This window comes from Phaeodactylibacter xiamenensis (genome assembly GCF_000759025.1).
Taxonomy (GTDB): Bacteria; Bacteroidota; Bacteroidia; order Chitinophagales; family Saprospiraceae; genus Phaeodactylibacter; species Phaeodactylibacter xiamenensis.
In genome coordinates this window covers 111,949-133,102 of sequence record NZ_JPOS01000029.1, presented here as the reverse complement: position 1 = coordinate 133,102, position 21,154 = coordinate 111,949, and the positions used below count along the sequence as shown (strand labels likewise).

Annotated in this window: 12 protein-coding genes; 5 read left to right on the top strand and 7 right to left on the bottom strand. The window is 51.6% G+C overall.

Annotated elements, in window-relative coordinates:
• The first annotated feature begins 242 nt into the window (after positions 1–242).
• Complete coding sequence (locus IX84_RS11700) at positions 243–2,636, top strand: GAF domain-containing protein (RefSeq protein ID WP_044220489.1); 2,394 nt, start codon at positions 243–245, stop codon at positions 2,634–2,636.
• A 213-nt stretch (positions 2,637–2,849) separates the two neighbouring features.
• Positions 2,850–3,875, top strand: coding sequence for a hypothetical protein (locus IX84_RS11690; protein ID WP_152605011.1), 1,026 nt, complete (start codon positions 2,850–2,852; stop codon positions 3,873–3,875).
• Here the strand turns inward: IX84_RS11690 and IX84_RS11685 are convergent.
• Positions 3,868–5,073, bottom strand: coding sequence for a Pycsar system effector family protein (locus IX84_RS11685; protein ID WP_044220479.1), 1,206 nt, complete (start codon positions 5,071–5,073; stop codon positions 3,868–3,870). The two genes, IX84_RS11690 and IX84_RS11685, sit on opposite strands and share 8 nt — an antisense overlap.
• A 154-nt stretch (positions 5,074–5,227) precedes the next feature.
• Between IX84_RS11685 and IX84_RS11680 the strand changes: the two genes are divergently transcribed.
• From IX84_RS11680 to IX84_RS11670, 3 genes are all read left to right on the top strand, one after another.
• Entirely contained in the window at positions 5,228–5,977 is a 750-nt protein-coding gene (locus IX84_RS11680) for a hypothetical protein (RefSeq protein WP_044220477.1), read from the top strand.
• Between the two features lie 366 nt (positions 5,978–6,343).
• On the top strand, positions 6,344–6,898 hold the full coding sequence (locus IX84_RS11675) for a hypothetical protein (RefSeq protein ID WP_044220475.1): 555 nt from the start codon (positions 6,344–6,346) through the stop codon (positions 6,896–6,898).
• Positions 6,895–8,442, top strand: a complete 1,548-nt coding sequence (locus tag IX84_RS11670) for a T9SS type A sorting domain-containing protein (protein WP_044220472.1) — start codon at positions 6,895–6,897, stop codon at positions 8,440–8,442. The genes IX84_RS11675 and IX84_RS11670 overlap by 4 nt, the downstream gene beginning before the upstream one ends.
• A 611-nt stretch (positions 8,443–9,053) precedes the next feature.
• Here IX84_RS11670 and IX84_RS11665 read toward each other — a convergent pair.
• The 6 genes from IX84_RS11665 to IX84_RS11640 all read right to left on the bottom strand — a co-directional run bounded on the left by IX84_RS11665 (position 9,054) and on the right by IX84_RS11640 (position 21,068).
• A complete protein-coding gene (locus IX84_RS11665) occupies positions 9,054–9,416 on the bottom strand; it encodes a hypothetical protein (RefSeq protein WP_044220467.1) in 363 nt (120 codons plus the stop codon).
• 327 nt (positions 9,417–9,743) lie between these two features.
• On the bottom strand, positions 9,744–10,436 hold the full coding sequence (locus IX84_RS11660) for an outer membrane beta-barrel protein (protein WP_044220465.1): 693 nt from the start codon (positions 10,434–10,436) through the stop codon (positions 9,744–9,746).
• Between the two features lie 191 nt (positions 10,437–10,627).
• Entirely contained in the window at positions 10,628–13,897 is a 3,270-nt protein-coding gene (locus IX84_RS11655; protein WP_052515961.1) for a VCBS repeat-containing protein, read from the bottom strand.
• Complete coding sequence (locus IX84_RS11650; RefSeq protein ID WP_044220459.1) at positions 13,890–17,174, bottom strand: VCBS repeat-containing protein; 3,285 nt, start codon at positions 17,172–17,174, stop codon at positions 13,890–13,892. The genes IX84_RS11655 and IX84_RS11650 overlap by 8 nt, the downstream gene beginning before the upstream one ends.
• A complete protein-coding gene (locus tag IX84_RS11645; protein ID WP_044220457.1) occupies positions 17,174–17,803 on the bottom strand; it encodes a hypothetical protein in 630 nt (209 codons plus the stop codon). The genes IX84_RS11650 and IX84_RS11645 overlap by 1 nt, the downstream gene beginning before the upstream one ends.
• On the bottom strand, positions 17,790–21,068 hold the full coding sequence (locus IX84_RS11640) for a VCBS repeat-containing protein (protein WP_063978266.1): 3,279 nt from the start codon (positions 21,066–21,068) through the stop codon (positions 17,790–17,792). The genes IX84_RS11645 and IX84_RS11640 overlap by 14 nt, the downstream gene beginning before the upstream one ends.
• Positions 21,069–21,154 lie beyond the last annotated feature (86 nt).

Below are 21,154 nucleotides of genomic sequence, written 5' to 3'. Positions count from 1 at the left end.
TTAGAATTGATTTCCGAAAAAACGCAAGTTACCAACCACCTGCAACCCACTGACAATCAGAGGCTTTAATTAAACCTTAATTTATCCGCACTCCAATATTAAGATTGTAAACCCATCGTTAAACCAGGACGCTTCCTTGTAGTCCCACAAGCGACCTCAATCGGGAAAACACCCCGTTTCTCTACTTTCCACATCCAAAGCCTCCTGTGGTACGTTTACTAGGAGAATAAGCATTGCACACTATGGAAGAAATCGACTTACCTGTGAAGCCCCCGAAGACACAGCCACGCGCCCGGCAGGCCGTTGTAGATGAAGAATGGAATGTGCTGGAGCAACTCGATATCGGGAAAATGCCTTTCCGGTTCAAGCTCAGCCTGGCTCCTTTGCTGGAGATGATCAAAGAGAAGGCGGAAAGCGACAACCCGGTAGAGTCAGGGGTAGGGCAGTTCGTCATGGACCGCCTGAAGGATGCGCCGGAGTTATGGCAGCCCATTGAAGACCGCAGACAGCTGGAAAAACATAAGGATATTATCGACTTGCTCATGCTGATGGTCATCCCTCCTGCCCTGCGCCGAAATCAGCTGATCAAGGTGTCGGCGCCCTTCGAAATGGCACCGATATACATGACGCCAGCCCTGGAGGAGCACATCCGGGCTAAAAATTTCAAGTATGTCATCAACCACAAGCCAGGCTTCACCTTCTGCTCTATGGTGATCAGCGCCTGCAGCTTCATCCTGAATACCTACTACGGTACCGATCTAAAAATCGGATCGCCCCTGTCGATCTCTATTTCCAACCCGGAGACGGGCATGGAGCGGCATTACAAAACCCGCCTCGACACAGACTACATGAGGATAAAAAAGCTAAAGCCGCTAAAACCGCTCAGCCAGGAACAGATCAACGAGCTGCTAGGCAATGTGTACGATGTAGAGCTTTGGATGAAGTACCTGCCCCCGGAAAACTTCGAGTTCCAAGGCTTCACCATCGGTACGCTGATCGATATCACGGAGGAAGAGGCCTTGTCCAGGCTTAAGTTTTCCATGCTGGAAAGAAATGCTGTGGTGCAGGAAGAAAAGGTCAGCCGGCTGGAAGGCCTTGTCCGAACCTTCTTTGACATCCCTGGCTTGCAGATGGGCGTTACGGCGATTGACTACCCCAAAGAGTATCAGGTCGCCCATCAGTATAAAATCCGATATGATTTTCTTGCCGAGGAGCAGGCAGACTTACTGGCGGAGGACAACGCAGGCTCCATCTATGAGAAAGCCTGTAAATACCGGGAGATAGTGCTGGTAGAAGACCTGGAGAAAATAAAGCAAAAAACCCCGATCGAAGAAGGCTTGCTCCAAAAGGGGATCCGTAGTATCATCGTTGCGCCTTTGCTGAATAAAAAAGAGCGTATCATCGGCCTGCTCGAAATCGGCTCGCCCAAGCCCTACGAACTGCACAGCTTTGTAGAGCTTAAATTCCGGGAGCTGGTCAGTTTATTTAGTATGGCGGTGGAACGCAGCCGGGATGAGATCGACAATCAGATTGAGGCCATCATCCGGGAGCAATACACGGCCATCCACCCGAGTGTGGAGTGGAAATTCATTGAAACCTCCTACAATCTGCTGGAGAAACGGGAGGTTGAGGGCAAGAATGCCACCGCTCCGCCTATTGCTTTCAGAGATGTGCACCCGCTCTATGCGCAGGCAGATATTGTAAGCTCCTCTGACCGGCGGAACCATGCCATACAGGCCGACCTTTCAGAAAACCTGCACCTGCTGCTGGACCTCCTTGATGTAGCAATTGGCATGGGCCGCTACCCTTTGCTCAATCAATACCGGGCTGCGGCCGAACGCAACCTCAAAGGCGTACTGGAGGATTTCAACTCCAACGACGAGTCCAGAATCGTTTCCTGGCTGAAGGACGAAATCCATCCGGTGCTCGAGGACATCAGGAGCCGGTATCCGGCCCTGCAAGCCAAGGTCCGCCACTATTTCAACTACATTGATGCCGACCTGGGCATCGTGTACCAGGAACGCAGAAAGTATGAGGATAGCGTATCCATGATCAATTCCACCATTGCCCGTTATCTGGAAGACCAACAGGAAGCAGCCCAAAAAATTGTCCCCCACTACTTTGAGCGCTATAAGACGGATGGTGTGGAGTACGATATCTACGCCGGGCAGTCCCTGCTTAAAACCGGCACCTTCAAGCGCATGCACCTGCGTAATCTCCGGCTCTGGCAGTTTATTGACATGTGCGAAGTCACCCGTTTGGTAGAGGATCTGCAAACCGACTTGCCCGTACCTCTCACCACTGCGCAACTGATCTTTACCTACTCCAACCCCCTGTCGATCCGCTTCCGGATGGACGAAAAGCAGTTTGATGTGGATGGAGCCTACAATGTCCGCTACGAGATACTGAAGAAGCGCATTGACAAAGCGCTGATCGAAGGTACAGACGAGCGGCTGACGCAGGCCGGCAAAGTGGCGATTGTTTATCTGCAGGAAAAAGATAAGCAGGAGTACCTCGAATATGCGGACTACCTCATTTCCGAAGGGTACATTACCGAAGAAATTGAGGATCTCAAAATCGGAAAACTACAGGGCGTACAGGGGCTTCGGGCCCTCCGCTTTACCGTAAAATACTAATAGCGATAAAAGACTTTAACACCTGAAAAGGAACATTTAACCTGTACTTCTTTTTGTATAAAAGAGCAATAGATGACCTCTGAAGGCGGGGCTACAGCACAAACCTGATAATATTTCAGGTCGTTATTTCGTTTGCTAATTTTGCTGTGGCCATTCTCAAAATAGCCGTCAAAAAGAAAAGCACACAGGTTTAGTATGATCAAATATCGTTCTTTGATAGGGTTACTCATAGTGATATCTGCCGCTTCCTGGCAGAGCCTATATGGGCAATCTTTGTCTCTGATTGAAAAAGAGGATATTGACCTGACGAAAGACGGTATGGCTTACTGCCGCCCCGGGGTGGTCAACAAGTCTCGCGGCCGCGGCCTGCTCATTGAGCGCACCATGGTAGGCGATCAAAACCTTGCGCCCCGCGCCGGCGGTATAGAAGGTGCCAATGCCAGCGAAATTGACTACATTGAGCAGTTCCGTGCTAAAATCAAAATTCCTATCATTAATGCGCCCAGCCTGAAAGTATTGGCAGTTTATGAATACCAACAGGAGTCGGTCCATTTTGACCGGATTGGCTACTTCAATCAGGAGCTTTTCGAATCGCTTAATGGCAAAGCGCTGCGTACCAATAAATATTCTGTCTACATCACCAAGTCTTTCAACGAGCGGGTCTACGGTGGTTTGCGGCTACGCACCTCTTACCGGGGCGATTACGAACAGATGATGAATTTCGACCCGCGCTACGCTACCTACAGTGGTCTGGCAGCAGTGGGCTTCAAGGAACGGGAGGACCTGGAATGGGGTCTTGGGTTAATGTTTGGGCGCAATTTTTTCAATACTACCATTCTTCCATTTGGGGTGTTCAACCAAACTTTCAGCGAAAAATGGGGTATTGAGACGGTATTGCCCGTTCAGATCATGATGCGCTACAACTTCTCCCCGACAAATCTCCTGCTATTTGGGGTAGAATACCAGAGCAGTTCTTACGCTCTTGATCTGCTACAGCCGGAAACACAAGGCATGACGCCCTACTACTTCCGGCATGCCGAGATTGCCCTAAAAGCCACTTATGACAGGAAACTCTATTCCTGGATTTGGCTTACCGCTGAAACAGGCTACCTCATCCCAAGGCGGGCCCGCTTTGACAATACCCTTGATGCCACCTACGATTTTCGTGCCCGTACTTCGCCTCAACCCTATTTCAGGGTGGGCTTATTCCTGTCTCCACCACGGGATATGATCAAATAGCAGAAGTGATCCATATCAGCAGCCCGTAGGTCAACACCGTGGTGATTATACCAATCATGAAAATGGTATAGCAGATCCTGAGCAGGCGGTACTTTCGGCCCAGCGACCGCCCCAGAAAGTATAAGTCGCGCATAATTGAACTGTCCAGTTTTTTAGTGTCAGAGACAATCTCCTGCATGCCGGACTCGTAGGCGGGAAAGTCCATTTTAAAAAAGTTGCCGAAAAAGAAGAGGTTGGAAGTGCCGCTGGAAATGGCCTCCCGGCTGGTCTCTCCGCTCATCTTGATGGGCCGGGTAGCCAGGGTCGCAAATATCATAGAGGTCAGGCATGTCACCAAAAGTACCAGCATCGGGATCACCAATTGAGGGTGCTCGCTGACGTAGGAGCTGGCCAGAGGCATAACGATGGTAACGATCAGCGCATTCACACTCAACATGATGTTGGCCTTGTTGTCCGCCAGCGCGCTAAGGTCGAGATGGTTGCGCAGGCTGGTTTTAAACATGGTCTGCGCACTTTTGCTATCACTGATAGCCCCAGCCAGCTTGGCTTGCTCCGGCTTGGCCGGTTTATCATTGCCCAGGGCCGGGCTGCGGTGCTCATCTCTGAGCTGTTTCAACTGCTTTCGGTTAGTATTCCATTGTTTGTCGTAGGCTTCTACAGCCGCAGCGGTGTAAAAGCGGTGGTTTTTGACGAATTTATAGTTGAGTCTGTACCAGGCTTCATCGGTGTACTCCTGGTTGAGAAAAGTCTTCCACTCGTGGCGAAGAGCCTGTAGGTACTCGAAGTAATGCGGGCTGCCGAGGTTGCTCAGGTCAGCATCGCACATGATTTTTTCGAGCTGCGTTTGTGGCACCTTTGGCGGGAACGTTACATCGATCAGGTTGAGCACCTCCGCTTTGCGCTCCTCTTCATACGCCTGACTGGATAAGAACTGATCGGCCAGTTGCCGGCTCACCGCTTCGTGCCCTTCGTAGGTTTCCGTAAAGCCCAGGTCGTGGAAAAGGGCAGCGAGTTCCAGGATTTCCAACTGGTACCCTGCAAGCCCTGCTGACTGCCCCAGCTCCAGCACCGCTTTGCATACGCGTTCGGTATGCCCTTGATTATGGTATTGGTGGTCGGTGGTCAGACCAGCCTGGAAACGCTCCTGAGTATCGGCCCGGGCGGCTTCCAGTACTGACGTTGTCTTGTTGTTGTCCATGCAGCAGGAGTCTCAGGTTGTGAATGAAGCAGGCTAAATTGAGATACCTGCTAAGTTTACAATAATACTTGATTTACGCTGGTCTTGAAAATCCTTGCCCGGTTTCTTTTTTGATCGGCTGTCAAAAGCCTATCTTCCGCAACCATATTCTGATATGAGCCAGTCCTTATTTCTTATCGGCCAATTGATAACGCTGCTGCTGACCGCCGGATTGCTGGGCAGCTTGTATACTGCGCTGCGCATTGGCATGAGCCGGTTGAAGCAGCCGCCTGCTCAGCGCAAAAAAGCGGGCCGGCTGGTCATTTTGTCGCTCAGCATTTGGCTTTTGATCAGTATCGGGATGGCCAGTAGCGCCCGGTACGGGACAGCCGAGCCGGTGCTCACCATGCTTAGCCTTTTCCTGCTCCCTTCCGTTTTCTTCCTGCTGCTGCTTGGTTTTCGGTTTTTCCGGCAGGTCCTTCTCATCACGCCCCCGCAGTGGATCGTCAAAGCGCAAGGGATCCGGATAGTCCTCAGTTTGCTGCTGTGGATGGGCTACGCAGGGCGGTATGTGCCGCCTCAGCTGACCTTCTTGTGGTTCAATTACGATATTGTGGTGGGCATCAGCGCGCTGATGGGCAGCTATGTGTTCTTCGCCCGGGGGCAGTTCCGGAGACCGGAGACCCTACTTTGGAATACCTTTGGGCTCTTTTCGCTGCTTTACTTGGTGGCTATCGCCCTTGTTTCGCTTCCGCAAAGCCCGTACCAGCTATTTGCCACTACACCAGACGGCGCTTTTCTGACCCATCCGCTCTTTGTGCCATTGATGAGCTTCATTTTTCCATTCTGTATGGCCATGCATGTCTACAGCATCTGGCAGGCGCTGCGGCGTCCTTCCCGGCGAACTTTTCGCCTTAATAAGTAATTGGGAAAGCTGGGGCAGAGCTCGTTGCAAAGCCTGGGCTTAAGCTCTACTCCAGCAGGATAGAGCTCCTGTCGGGGAGCTTCCTGCTCTCCGATAGGTTTCCCAAAGAAAAGCTGGAGCAGAGCTCCCGGAAATGCCCAGGCTTAAGCTCTACGCCAGCAGGACAAAGCTATCCTGTGCGCTTGCTGCCCAACAAATAATGCCGGGCTGAGCGCGTGGCCGCTTATATATCGCCTGGGCTCTAGCTCATTATGAAAAGTTAACCAGCTAAATGGATTTGGAATACTACCTTTTTTAAACATTGCATCTGTCCTTTTAATATCGTACCTTACCAATCATTCTCTAACCACTAAAAAACCGAACCCCATGCTTAAACACACACACAAATACTGGGCATTTACCATGCTTGCCCTTTGGCTATGCGCTCATGCTGACATTCTATACAGCCAGGAAGAGAACACAGATTATCCAGGACTTATTTACGGGGAAGTATATGAAGATGACCCCTCCACTTATACCATAAGGGTGATCTTCAATTTCATTGATGAAAATGCCGCCAGTCCAAGCCAGGCATGGTGGAATACTTCAGACAATGGCACCTATATTTTAGAAGATGAAACAAAGGCCGGGATGGCAAATTTGAATAATGCGTTTAACGCCCATGGCATTTTCTTTGTCCCTTTCGGACAGGGGTATTGTGATGGGGATGGGTATTATAATTCTTTCATTGGCCCGGATTTCAGCAGCCCTCCCCAACTGCCGGAAGAACTCGGAGAGGTGAGGGCAGAGCTGCAACCATTGGAAGAAATACAGAAGGCATTGAACGTTTATATCATTTCAGATGAAGGGGGGGCTAATACTTGCTGCAGCCCCACTGCGCCAAAAAGTAGTATTGCGTTAAAGCTAAAGAACCAGCCATGATAAAGTCATATAACATTTGGCTCTTTGGAGCCCTTTCCCTTTTTTTCTATACCTTTTCTGTTGCCCAACCGGCCAACCGCGCGGATGATTTTGGGTATGATTTCAATGATTACATCGATGCGGTTGTTGGGCACAATGGGGCGATGATCGGTTTTGGCAGAGCCATGGAGGAGTCCGATGGGGTTGACAGAATAGGCGTCTTACTGACCCGGTATGGCCCATCCAATGAAGTGCAGCTTCAAAACTTCATTACGGATACAGCGACGACCTCTGCCATTATAAATAACTTTGCAGTAGACTATCTCTACGGTGGCTTGATCCCGACCGGAGATGACGGGTATTTGTTTAATGCGGTGACTAGCAGGAATAATTCAATCATCGTCAAACTCAACCGCGATCTGCAGGAGGAGTTCCGCTACGAATACCAGGACAGCAATGCGATCAGCAATTTTACAGTGGTAGAGCCCATCGAACTGGAGGGCGGGTACCTGTTGTACGGTACGGCTAAGGCGCTTGATGGTTCCGGCGCCCCCTATGCCCGCCGGATTAATAAAGTTGGGGAGACCCAATGGGTGCAGTATTACGGGGAAGAAGGTGCCACGGAAATCGTTCAGGACGGCACGATGCAGGGGGACTCCATCTTAGTGATTAGTTGCACAAAGTCTGAGCAATTTTATAACATAATATACAAGATAAATGTAACCGATGGTACGCTACAATCCGAATGGGCCTCGGAGGTATATCCTGAAACGGGGCTGATCCGGCAGATTGTTGCCCTGGAGGATGGGAGCCTGATCACTTTCGGGGAGGTATTTGAAGAGTATTACCCCGATGGCTGGTTATTCTCCATGGTACAATCAGTTATCGCCAGGCTTTCTCCTGTCAATAGTGTACAATGGGCTAATCCTGCAGGACCGCCCCATTTGTTTGGTAATGGACAGGAAGGCTCCCGGGAGCTAAAACTGGTTTCGGACGGTAACATTGTGAGTGCCGGAGAGCACAGTACCTGGGCGGGCGGGTCGAAAAAGCTGGCCGGGTGGCTGTTTAAGTTTACGCCGGAAGGGGATACCCTGTGGTCCCGTTACTATCTGCCCCCCTTCGACTTGTCAGGCGAAAATGTTTCCGGGCAATTTGGCCGCTTTGGAGAGCTGCCCAATGGCGATCTGATAGTTGGGGGAAAGTCGCGCGGAGACGGGCGCAGAAATTGCTGGCTGGTCCGCACCGATGCACAAGGGTGCCCAAGCCTGGACTCCTGCGCTTATGTGGTTACTTCTGAGGAGTGGGCCCCATCTCCTGCTGAGCCAGAGGTCACCGTCTTCCCCAATCCCGCCTGCCGCCACCTTACGGTCGCCTGGCCGGGAGCTGTGCCCACGGGCACCGGACATTTCACGCTCTACAATTTGCAGGGGCAGCCGGTGTGGTCAGTAATAAAACCATCTGCACCTGAAGTACCGCTACAGTTGCCGGAGTTGCCGCCGGGCATGTATGCCCTGCGCGTGGAATCGGAAGGGCAGGTTTGGGTGGAAAGGGTGGTGATTCAGTAACCGCCTTGTGCGCAGCGGAAAGAGGGTTTTGTGGCGTTTTCCCGCCGTTGCCTATGGCTTTGGCGGGCTGTGGGTTTTATGGTTGCCGGGCGATGACCAGGGTTTAGACTCCGGTCAAGGTTGAGGGCTTGGCGATGGCTTCAGGGCGGGAATAGCGGGCTATTCCTTTCTTTAATCAGGCCCATTGGCTGGACTTCAACCTCGGCTTAGCCTTTGCGCATTGCCGGCCTCAACTTGACCTGCAAGAGCGTAGGCGGAAAGAGTTGGCAAAGGGGCTGAAGGTTTTGTGGCATTATGCTTTTCACGACTTCGCGTCTCTACTTGCTTCGTCGGTCATTGAAGGGCTCACCGGGTGCACTAAGCCCATACCGGAGCCAAGGCATTCACCCGGTGCGCTATTGATCTGCAAGGAAGGGTACGCCCGGCGAAAGACCCGACTACGTCGGACGGAGCGTGCGCCGGGCGAAGCGGGGGCAGAGCGCCTGGAAAGACCAAAGCTTAAGCTCTGCACCAGCGGGCCAAAGCTTTCCTGTGCGCTTACTGCCCAACAAATAATGCCGGGCTGAGCGCGTGGCTCAACCCGGCATTACCTTCACCAAGAAAACTAACGTTTACCGTTTGGCGAGTGCACCCTCAGCTACAAAGTTGACCCGCAGGTTGTATTCCTGCGCTTTGTCCAGGCCGAGGCCTTCTACTTTGCGGTGGTTGATACTCTCCTTTACCTGTTCACAGATTTCGTCGGTCACGCCGAGTACATTGAGGACAATGATCTCGTTATTTTCGTTCACCTTGAAATTAATGAATACAAAGGTTTCCTTCATGCCCAGCTGCTCCAGGTTTGGCGCTTCGATCATTTTGGAAATCTCGCGGCGCAGGTCCTTGGCAGCAGTAGCGCTGTCGGGTGCAGAAGCAAAGGATGCAGTGACGAATGCAGTAAGCAAAAGGGCGGAAAAAACAATGCGAAAGGTTTTCATAACAAAACTGATTTTAGGTATAACAATCGGGATAAAAAACTAACAATCAGGCAATAAGGCATAACCTGACCGCTGGGCAAATGGCCCGGGTCAGCGGGTGCTTATCAACTAAATCGTTTATTGATGTCTTCGTTATCAAAGACGGTTATAAAACGAGGAAGTTGCACGAAATGATCTTTGAAAATGGGTACCTTCTATAAACGGGCGGGAATATTCGATCAATGCAACCCTTTTTCTATACCAGCGAATATTATTTGGCTACAATCAATTCACCTCGAAAAGCCAACTGTAAATCAAACACTTATACACAAAATCAATAGCTGTAGTTTAAAACCGATAGAAAGCAGCAAGACTGATATAGTAGTTTCGCAGCTGCGTTAGCCCTCGTTCCTGTTCAATTTGTAATACGGCCTGTTCGCTAAGGTCGTCTGTATTGTAAACGCGGGTAAGCGCAAAGCTGTAACGAATACGTGCGCCGATATGCTCGGTAAAATGATGTCCCAGCCCAAGCAGCAGGCTAAGCTCGTTTTTGTTAAAATCATCCTCCAGGCCGCTGATGACCAAGCCGTCCAATACCATATCCGGTTCTTTAACCCGGGCATCAATAAGCCGGGCAAAGGCGCCACCGAATTCAAAAAAAACGCCGGGCGCGCCACCCATACGATTGTAGCGATAGAAAAAGGGGATTTCCATATAGTTCAAATCCACCAATCGATCTTTTCTATTTATCGTACGGCGGGGGTCTGATTCCGTTCGGGTACCTTTGCTATGATAGAGCAGCTCAATACCTATTTCTGAGTAATTGTTGATGATAGCGGTGCCACCGATGCCAAACTGCGGATTGAACTTGTCGAAGCCATTGTAATTATCGCCATCCATCTGAGAAAGGTTGAAACCAGTAATCAGGGAGGCCCGGAAGCGCTGCTTAATGCGTTTGCCCCGGCGCTGCGCATCGGCATCCTGCGGTAGTACAAAGAGGAAAAGGCAAAACAACGAAATCAACTTCAAGGAAGTAGTCATGGCATAGCGGTATCTGAAGGTTCAATGCTCCAAGGTGGTAAAAGCTTCTACTTTCCTGTGCCGACAGACCACGCACCAGGGAAGGCTTAAGCGCGGAAATACGATCAAATCATCCGGTCTGGTCGCACAAGCTTTCACGCACCGGGCAGTACATAAAGGCAACCTTAAAAACCCGTTTTTGTTGTAGCACCTTATCGGCTACTTAGCAGATAGGGGTAATCATTATTCGTAATCAGTAACAACTGCCGCCCGCTTACCGGTAGGAGCGCCCGCGCCTGAACCCCTCTCGGCAGGTCCAGTGATTGTACCGTTTTAAAGGCGGAAGCTGCTGCATCGTAATCTCCGAGTACTCCTCCCCGTGCGGATTGACTATTGCCATGTACAGCCATCAGCTCAGCATTGCTGCTGATGTAGTACAACTGCCGGGCATCTTCTTCCCACCACAGATCCTGTATGGTGCCCCACTGCGCCTGTGCAGGCAAGGGTTGCGCCTCATAGCCTCCATCAGCCGTGGAGAGGAACAGCATGGACTGCAGGATTTCTGCCTGTTTTTCTTCTACCAGAAATTTCTGACCTTCCGGCAAAAGGGCTTCAAAGCTGGCCACCTCAGCATACTTCGAATAGGACACGAAATCCTTTTTCAGCCCGGGTAGCTGCGACAGCAATTTATCTTTGGAACCGAGCGGGACGTAGCGGTCGTAGTATTGGAAAAAGACCAGAGGATCAACAAAGCCATTCTCATCAAAATCGCCAAGGTAGAGCTTAACGGGAGCCTCGGGGCTCGCTTGCATCAGGCTATTGGTGCCCAGGTTGCCAGCAAAAATATCGAGTTGCCCGTCCTGATTGACATCTGCCACGGCCAGCTTCGTCCAGAATCCGGTCAGCGCAGGGCCGTTGGCTTCTTCCGGCAGGTACTCCAGCGCGCCTTCACCATCGTTCTCCAGTATCGTCACCGGCATCCAATCACCACAGATGATGAGGTCCAGGTCATCGTCCTGATCAAAGTCGGCCCATTTGGCATCAGTGACCATGCCGAACCGTTGTTTGTAGGCGATATCTACGCCCCTGCCCTGCTTATTGGTCAGGATAAAGCTATAGGGAGATAGCCCATAGGACCCCGGGATCGAGCGGGCGCCTACGAAAAGGTCCTCGTACCCATCCTTGTTGAAGTCCGCAACCGCCACCACACTTCCGTTGGTATGGGGCAGAGAAAGCGCCACGCGGCGGAAGTCCATATTACCGTTGTTCAGGTACAACCGGTCTTCCAGTGCCTTCTCCAGCTCTTTGGCCGCTCCTCCCCCGCTCACGGCATAGATATCCAGGTCACCATCGGCATCGAAATCAATGACCGCAAAACTGGCATCTTCGTAACCGGCATCACGGGTGAATGCATCGACCTCCAGATTCTGAAACGACCCGTCCGCCTGACCCTGTAGCAAGCGCATGGGATAGCCATGTGCTCCACCAATGAGCAGGTCCTTAATGCCATCTGCATTCAGGTCTTCGTACAAAACAGCCGGGCCTTCCTGTGAAAGCCGCTCGGGCATGAGCTTTTCCTTTTCGTAATCCTCATAGGGGTTCTCCTCGTGTTGTAGTGGAAACACTTCAAAAGCCTGAGCTTCGACCGGATTACCCCCTGCGGCTATTAGCGCGTCAGCCGCCGGTCTTTCCACTTCCAAATGCTGATTAACAGACAGCTCAGACAGGACCTGTGTTCCCTGTCCCGGCCAGATGATCCGCACAGAGTCAATCTGACTGACATCGCCCAATCCAAAGTGCAAACGGTGGGAAACAGAGGACTGATAGCCTTTGACCACCTGTAGCTCCTGATAGAGGGTGCGCCCACCGGCGTAAACATAGACTTTGGTGCCCAGTGCAGTTGTTCCGGCACTGTTCTTTAAGTGCAGGCTGAGGTAATTACCACCCGCTGCACGGTCTTTCCAGGTCAGTATTTGTGCAGGCTCATTGATGTTGTTTACAACGGCTTCCAAATAGCCATCTTTGTCCAAATCGGCATAAGCTACGCCATTGGAGAAGGTTGGCGTACCCACCCTGGAGCTTTCCAGGTTCGTGAATTCCAGTTCGGACTGTTGCAAGAAGAGGATATTGTGCAATTTTTCGGAAGGTAGCTTTTCAATCAGCTTACGGGTGCGCTCCGGGTCGTCCTCGTCCAGCTTTGCGATGGCTTCACTGTTGAGGTAGTTAATGTAATCCAGGTCGTTCGGGCGCTTCACAATGCCGTTGGTGATGAAGATATCCTTCCAGCCGTTATTATCGAAGTCCTGCAGTAGCACGCCCCAGCTCCAGTCGGTGGCGAAGGTGCGGGTTTGCAGAGCCAGGTCTGTAAAATAAGCCTTGCCGGAATTGAGCTGCAGGTGATTGCGGGCGTATTGCTCCTCATACCCCAGGTCTGCCTTTATCCGTTTGAGCTGATCGGTATCCTCGCCCCCGGATTTGAGGTAAATCTCCTCGTCAAAGGGCAACATATCCGTGCTGAAGATATCCGGCAACTGATCGTTGTTGAGGTCTGCGATATCGACGCCCATGCTGAACTGCGTGGTGTGGTCGGTCCAGTCTTTGATCACCTCCCGGAAAGTTTTATCGCCGTTGTTGAGGTAAATATAGTCGTTTTCGTGAAAGTCGTTGCCGATGTAGATATCGGTGTAGCCATCGCCATTCAGGTCTGCGGCAGAGATAGCCAGCCCGTACCCGAGAGGGCTGCTGTAGATACCGGTTGATGCCGTCACATCTACAAACTGCCCTTCTGCCTCATTGACGCGGTTTTCGAAGAACCGGTCACCAGCAAGTGGGTCCGTTTCTTTCCGTTTTTTGATTGAGCCATAACTGCGTACCGAATGGACATTATGATTGAGGAGGTATAGATCAAGGTCGCCGTCCAGGTCGTAGTCCAGGAAGCAAGCCTGTGTGGAGAAGGCTTGAATATTCAACCCCAGGTCTTTGGAGCTTTCCTTAAAGGTGCCGTCCTGCTGATTCAGGTACAAAAGGTTGTGTGCAGCCGGCATGACGCCCACACCCACTTTGCAAACGTGGATATCCAGGTAACCATCGTTGTTGACATCCACCATTGCCACTCCGGTCGACCAGGCATCATCGGCCAAAATGCCCGCCTGTGCTGTGATGTCTTCAAACTGAAGGTTGCCCTTGTTCAGGTAGAGCTTGTCGGGTTGCTCATTGGCGGTAAAGAATAGGTCTTCCAGCCCATCGTTGTTGATGTCTCCTACCGCAACGCCGCCACCGTTATAGTAATACAGGTACTCGATGATATTGCGGTCCAGGTTATCAGACAACTGATTGACAAAGCTAATGCCTGTTTCCTCAGGCCCGAGCGTCCGCATAGTACCCGGGGCCGTCTCACCTGAAGACGAGGGGTCTCCCCCGCAGGCACTTAACGACCATAACAGCAATACAGCAAGCCCCTGAAAAAACCCAACTTTATTCATAGTTAATCTGATATGTCTTGATCTCATCATCATTCCGAAAAATATAAACCAACTCATTGATGAGCTGAATGTCACGAATTTCGCCCTTAACGCCAAACCCAAGTTCGACAGCGCGGTCGGCAAACTGCCCCTTCCCATCGTTAATCAGGCAATTCCCATAAGAAGCATCGTAGATGCCTATTTCAGGCTGTACTTTATACAGGTTGCCACCGAGCAGTAAATCCGGCTTGCCATCTTTATTTACATCTGCCGCTTCAATGGCGTAGACCGGGCTGAACTGCACCGTTACCGGAAGGACCTGCTTTTCGAATTGCCCCCCACCGAGGTTGCGCAGTACCACAGACCTAAGCTCGCTGGCTTCCAGTACTTCTGTACTTCCCAGCTGTTCCTTATTGAATATCTGTGTGATATCTGCCTCTTTAAAGGATTGAAAATCCGGATATTGCTTTTTTAGGTACGGCATCTGTTTGGTGAGGTTATGCCGCAGGGCGTAGGGATAGTCTTTCCCGTTGTCTGCGTTGAAGGTCAAAATGCTTTCCGGGAAGTTGTTGTTGTCAAAATCGTTGTAGTACAGGCGCAGCGGGTGTTCGGTGGTGCCGCGGATACGGCTGTTGGTGCCCAGGTTGCCAAGTACCAGGTCTTCATTGCCATCGCCATCCAAGTCTGCGACCTCCAGTGCCGTCCAAAGCCCGGCATTGGGAAAGGGCAGCGGCTGCCTGCGCAGGCTTGACCCTTCGCTGATCAAAATGTGTACTTCCATGAATTCTCCGGCCACCACCAGATCCGGGAGGGCGTCATTATTGAGATCGCACCACCGGGCACTTGTGATCATGCCTATATTGGACAATTCAGGATAGTACTGCGCGGTCACATCGCGGAAGTTGCCTGCTCCATCGTTTTCCAGGATGAAGCCTGAGCATTTGGCACCATACTTCCCGACTTTGATCCGCTCTCCGACAAAGAGGTCCAGGTCACCATCGCCGTCGATGTCCCGGGAATCCACTGCGAGGGTGCTCATTTTTTGGTCATTGGGGAAGACCTGTCGGTGCTCCGTAAACCGCCCGCGCCCGTCATTGAACCAAATCTCGTCGTGCAGAAGGTTGGAGAATTCCGTGATTTCCACACCTCCACTTGCAAGGTAGAGGTCCAGGTCACCATCCGAATCCGCATCAAAGAGGTGGGCAGTGAGGTGTTCTGCCCCGGCGTCAATTTGCTCCAGCACGGTTTTGGAAAAGCTGCCGTCTGCCTGCCCGAAATAAGCTACACAGGGCGCACCCTTGGGGCCAGGTATGACGATATCCGTATAGCCATCGCCATTCAGGTCACCCTGCCCTGCCCGGGGGCCTTCAGTGCTATGCCCGTGGTAAAGGAGGCGCTCCCGGTTGAAGTCCACATAGTTGTTTTCTTCGTGCCTGTAGTCAATGGGAGAGACTACAGGCTCGAAAGCCTTGCCGGAGACGGTATTTTCGGAAGCCATGGAAGCAACAGCCTGCCCGGTAGAAGAAGCCACCGTCAGTGTCTGATTTGCTTCCACGGTGCCGAGTTGCGTCACTTTTCCATCCGGCCAGATGATGGTCACCTCAGCCTGCGCTGCCTTGCCGATACCAACCACTACCGCCGGGTCTACGCTCGACTGAAAGCCCCGTGTAGGTTGGTTTTCCACCCGCCAGATCTGATCGCCTGCCCGAATCTCTACTTTGCTGCCAATGGCGAAGGTGTTCTGCCCTTCGCCCCGCAGGTGAAACTTCAGGTAGTTGCCGCCCGCGCCCTGGTTTTCATAGACAAAACAGGGCATGCTCACGTTATTGACCACAAGGTCGAGATCGCCATCGTTATCGAGGTCGCCGTAGGCAGAGCCATTGGAAAAGCTGGGCGTTTGCAGCCCACTCGCTTCGTATGCCTCAAAGGAAAGCCCGCCCAGGTTTTTGAAGGCGTGGTTAGGCACCTTATTGGAAGGGATGATGTCGATCAGTTCCTTGTAGTTGACTCCTTTGTCGGAAATGATAGACTGTATGACCGATTCATTGGCGATGTACTGCAGGTAATCCTGATCGGTAAGGTCTTTGTAAATGCCGTTGGCGATGAAAAGGTCTTCGTACCCATCGTTGTCCATATCGAAGAACAGGGCACCCCAGCTCCAGTCGGAAGCTTCCACGCCTGCCAGGCGGGAGATTTCGCTGAAGGTACTGTTGCCCCGGTTGAGGTGCAGCACATTGCGGGTAAACTGATGGTGGTAGCCGTTGGTGACGTTGTACTGGTACTTGTCCCAACCTTCAAAGGTGGTAACCGATTTGAGGCGGCTGTAGTCAGAAGGCAACATTTCCGTCACGAAAATATCCTGATAGCCGTCATTGTCAATATCAGCCATATCGGCGCCCATGGACGCCCCGCTGATGGAGTTGATTTGATTGACCAGGTCTTCCTTGAATGTGCCGTCCTGCTGATTGATGTAAAGATAGTCCCGCTCGAAGAAGTCGTTCGAGATGAAGAGGTCCTCCCAGTTATCATTATTGACATCGCCCACGGTTACGCCCAGCCCGAAGCCAATCACACTACCGTAAATACCGGCCTCTTGGCTCACATCCACGAACCGGCCTCCTTCGTTGCGCATCAGTTTGTCCCCACCGAGGGCATCGCGGTTCGGGCGTTCGTTTTTGCGCAGGTTGAAGCTGCCAATGGCCTGGAAGGAGTTGTTAAGCAGGTACACATCCAAGTCACCGTCTTTATCATAGTCGAAGAAGCTGGCGTGAGTGGAATAGCCTTTATCATTGAGGTTGTACTGCTCTGCCTGTTCCTCAAAGCGCAGATTGCCCTGATTGATGAAGAGTTCGTTTTCCTTATTGTCCCCTTCCACATCACCGGAGTTGCAGACGTAGATGTCAAGCAAGCCATCGCCATTCACATCTACCATGGTGACACCGGTGGACCAGGCCCGCTGCCCGCTTACGCCCGCCTTTTCCGAGATGTCTTCAAACTGCCAGTTGCCTTTATTCAGGAACAGTTTATTGCCGGTTTGATTCGCCGTCAGGTAGACATCTGCCAGCCCATCGTTGTTAATATCCCCGATCGCGACACCACCACCGTTGTAGAAGTTGCGGTACTTGTAGACGTTGAAGTCTTTGGTGTAGGTGAGGTCATTGCTGAAATTGATCCCCACCTCAGCGTTATCCCTCAGCGTAAAAAGCGGAGCGGAGGAAGACTGAGGATCGGAACCGTCTGGCTGACAGCTCAGGAGGAACAAAAGGGGGACGATCCAAAATGCAGTAGGTGCTTTCATTATTTGTCAAGCTTATAACGTAAGTCTTCGATACGTACTTTTACATCCTTATTACTGACGGGGTACATCAGGATTTGGCGGTTACCATCAATTTTGACCATTGCCGGGGTCTTGAGCCCTTCGACCTCAAGCTCCATAAAATCGTTGCCCGGATACCCCTGTAGGTACTGCTCGCGCAGTTGATTCATCAGGCTGTCTGCATGCCGGTTGCGGTTCCACGGCGCCCAGGTTTGGTAGGCATACTTCATATCCATGCCGCGCATCACATCATCCTCATCAAAGATGCCATAGAACAGCATGTCCTTAGCTCTTGACAAATCACCGGTAATGGTATCCGCATCCACCACGTATTTAGCATACTCATTACCGGTGCCTGCTGTGATGACCTTTTGCTTATTCAGCTCCCAGCAAATGGCATAAAATTCCTTCTTGGTTTGGCCCATCCGCATCCCAAAAATGAGGCTGTCCCGGATTTCCCCGGTACCTAATTCCCGGTCTACGTACTGATGGTACTCTGACTTGCAGCTCTGAAAAGCCACCACCAGCGCTCCAAAAAGTAAAAGGCGTTGGGTAGTGAAACAAAACCCGTTGTGGATTTTCTTTTTCGAGAAGCCCTTAATCCAACTCATACCACTGAATTTTATCATCGTTTAAGCCAATAATAATTTGATTTTCGTTGATGCCTAAAAAACTTCTCACCTGTCCGCTGAGGCTCAGCATCCGACATTCTTCAAACACAATGGCCTCTCCTGCCCTGCGCCCTTTGCAGAGGCAGCCTTTGGAGGCATCCTGACGGCCAAACTGCGGCTTGACCCGGTAGTCGTTACCACCGAGCAGCAAATCCGGAGTGCCGTCCTCATCCATATCTTTGACCATGATGGCATGCACACTACTATACTGCGCTTCGGCTGGTAATGGCTGAAGGCGTAGTTCCCCATTGTCATTCCACAAGACGACACTACGCCTCTCTCTCAGGTGGAGCTGTCTTGCCTCAGCGAGTCTTTCCTCGGGAATCAGGGCTTCCAGCGGAGCTTTCGAGAAGGCTTCGTAGCGGCGGTACTTTTTCTTGAGGACTGGCATTTGCATGTACAGCTCGTCAATGGCCTGAATAGGATAATGCCCGTCCGCCCTTTTGGTGCAGGCAATCTGCTCGGGCGTTCCGTTTTGGTCAAAATCTGCGATAAATACCATGTGCCCGCTCCGGAAAAAGTTGTTGATGCCCATATTGCCCAGGATAAAGTCAGGGTCGCCGTCTTCGTCCAGGTCCGCTAATTCTATGACTTGCCACCAGCCATCCGTACCGGAGATTACCGCTTTTCGGAAAGCGCCTTCTTCATTGTACAGAACTGTCAAGGGCATATACGCTCCAGCCAGTAGTATATCCACCCATCCATTGCCATCAATATCGGCGGTAGACAGGGCTGTGATCATGCCTATATCCTGACCGGCTTCTGTGTCCAGTAATTCAAACTGATTATCTCCCCGGTTGCGCCAAATCAGGCAGCTCCCCGGCAGACCGTGCACATTGGTCTTCATGGCCTCTGCCACTACGATATCGGGCAGCCCATCCTGATCAAAATCAGCTACGCCTATGGCACCGGTGGAGAGCGGATAGGGAAAGTCAAGTGCGCCTTCTGCCTGCTCGAAGCGCCCCTCGCCATCATTAAGGTAAAGGGCGTCGTGCAATTCCGGGGAATACTCCGAAAAGGCTTTGCCCCCATGCCCTATGTACAGGTCGGGGTCCCCATCCATATCGCTGTCAAAAAAGATGGCATCTGTCACCTCAGACCGGCGGGTATCGCTAAACAAGGCTTGTTCCCAAAAGCCGTCCGCTGTCGAAAGGTATAATACCGATTCCTGATTCTTCCCACCTCCGGCAAAAAAATCCTGCCGGCCATCACCGTTCACATCTGCACGTGCCAGGACGGGCCCCATGCCTCCAGGCATCGTGAGCAACATACGCTCCCGGCCAAAGAAGTTGATGTTCACCTCTTCGTGTTCAAAAGGGACGGGGGGCTCTATCGCTTTCCAAACTGGATCGGGCGAGGCCCACAGAGCAGGCCGTTGACCGGTCACCTTTGCCGAATCATAACGGATGCCATAAATCTGATCAGCCTCCAGGCCCGTGCGGATGCTCACCTCTCCGTTAGGCCAGATCACATAAAGGCTATCCACTTGTGTACGTGCTCCCAGCCCAAAGAAAACGGGGCCAGCGGAGCTACTCTGAAAGCCTTTGGTTGGAAAATACTCAAACAGGCTGCGCAGGCTATCTGCTACGATCAGCACTTTGGCGCCAATGGCCTGCCGGTTGCCACCGGTGAACTCCAGCCGGAAAGCGATGCTGTGGGCCTGACTGCGCGGGGTATTATTGCGGTAGATCGTTGCCGGCTGATCGATGTTGTTGACGACCAGATCCAGGTCGCCGTCGTTATCCAGATCGCCGTAGGCGCTGCCGTTACTAAAGGTTGGGGTTTCAAAGCCCCAGTCTATGCTTTGGTAGGAAAACTGCAGGTTGCCTTCATTGCGGAAGAGGGCGTTGCGGACCGGGGAGGAGGGCATAATGTCGATCAGCTTTTTGAGGACCTCTTCGTCTTCGTTGATCATGGCACGCACGTGGGTCTCATTGGCCATGTAGTTGAGGTAGTCTTTATCGAGTAGGTCAGAACGGATACCATTGCTAACGAAGATGTCCCGCAACCCATCGGCATCATAATCCTGCATTAGGGCGGACCAGCTCCAGTCGGTGCTTTCCACACCGGCGGCCCGGCCTAATTCGATGAACTCCTGTCCGTTTAGGTTTTTATGCAGGACGTTGCGGGCGAATTGATGATGGTAGCCTTTCTTTACACTAAGCTGGTATTTGTCCCACTCTTCGTAGACGGTCTTGGTCTTCTTGCGGTCGTCATCGCGGGGAAGCATTTCGGTGACGAATATTTCGGAGAGCAGATCGTTGTCCAGGTCGCAGGCATCAGCCCCCATAGACCCCATAGACAAGGACATAAAGCTGGAGTCTGAAGTTTCGGTAAAGGTGCCATCCTGATTATTGAAGTAGAGGTAGTCTTTCTCGAAAAAATCATTGGACAGGAAAATATCCGGCCAGCCATCCTGATTGAAATCGGCCAGGGTGATACCCAGCCCATAGCCAATTCGGCTGGCAAAAATCCCGGCTTCCCGGGTCACATCGACAAAGGTGCCATTTCGGTTTTCCAGCAATTTGTTGCCTTCCGGGTCGTAAACATCACGCAGCCCTTCCTGCATATCAAAGCCGCCTACGGAGCGCAGGGAGTTGTTGAGCAGGTAACAATCAAGGTCGCCGTCGAGATCGTAATCAAAGAAAGCGGACTGAATAGACAGGCCGGTAAAGTCCAGGCCATACTTTTTGGACTCCTCTGTAAAGGTGAGGTCGCCCTGATTGATGAACAGTTCATTATGGCGTTTTGGGCCGCCTGGTTTTCCGGCTTTGCAGACATAGATATCGAGCCAGCCATCCCCGTTGATATCAACAAAGTTGATGCCGGATGTCCAAACATCAGCACAAGCTATGCCTGCCTGCTCGGTGATGTCTTCAAATTGCAACCCACCTTTATTGAGGTATAATTTGTTGGAGACCAGGTTGCCGGCGAAGTAGAGATCCTGTAAGCCATCGTTATTGATATCGCCTACAGCGACGCCGCCGCCATTGTAAAAGTTTCGGTAGGTATAGGGGTTGTAGTCCTCCGTATAATAGAGGTCATTGGAGAATTGAATGCCTGTAGACTCAGGACCGAGAGCAGAAAAGACTGTTGCAGGCTGATCAGAGCAGCCAGTGAACAGGGATACAGCAGCGAGCAGAATAGTGATCCCTTTTACACAAAACACTTTTCCCGAAGCCTTTCTAAGAATAAAGCTGTGCATAAACCACGATGGTTAGGGTATCAAAAAGTATCCCGGGCTCCTCCTAAGGAAGAGCCCGGGATATGAACATTTATTAAACCACCAGG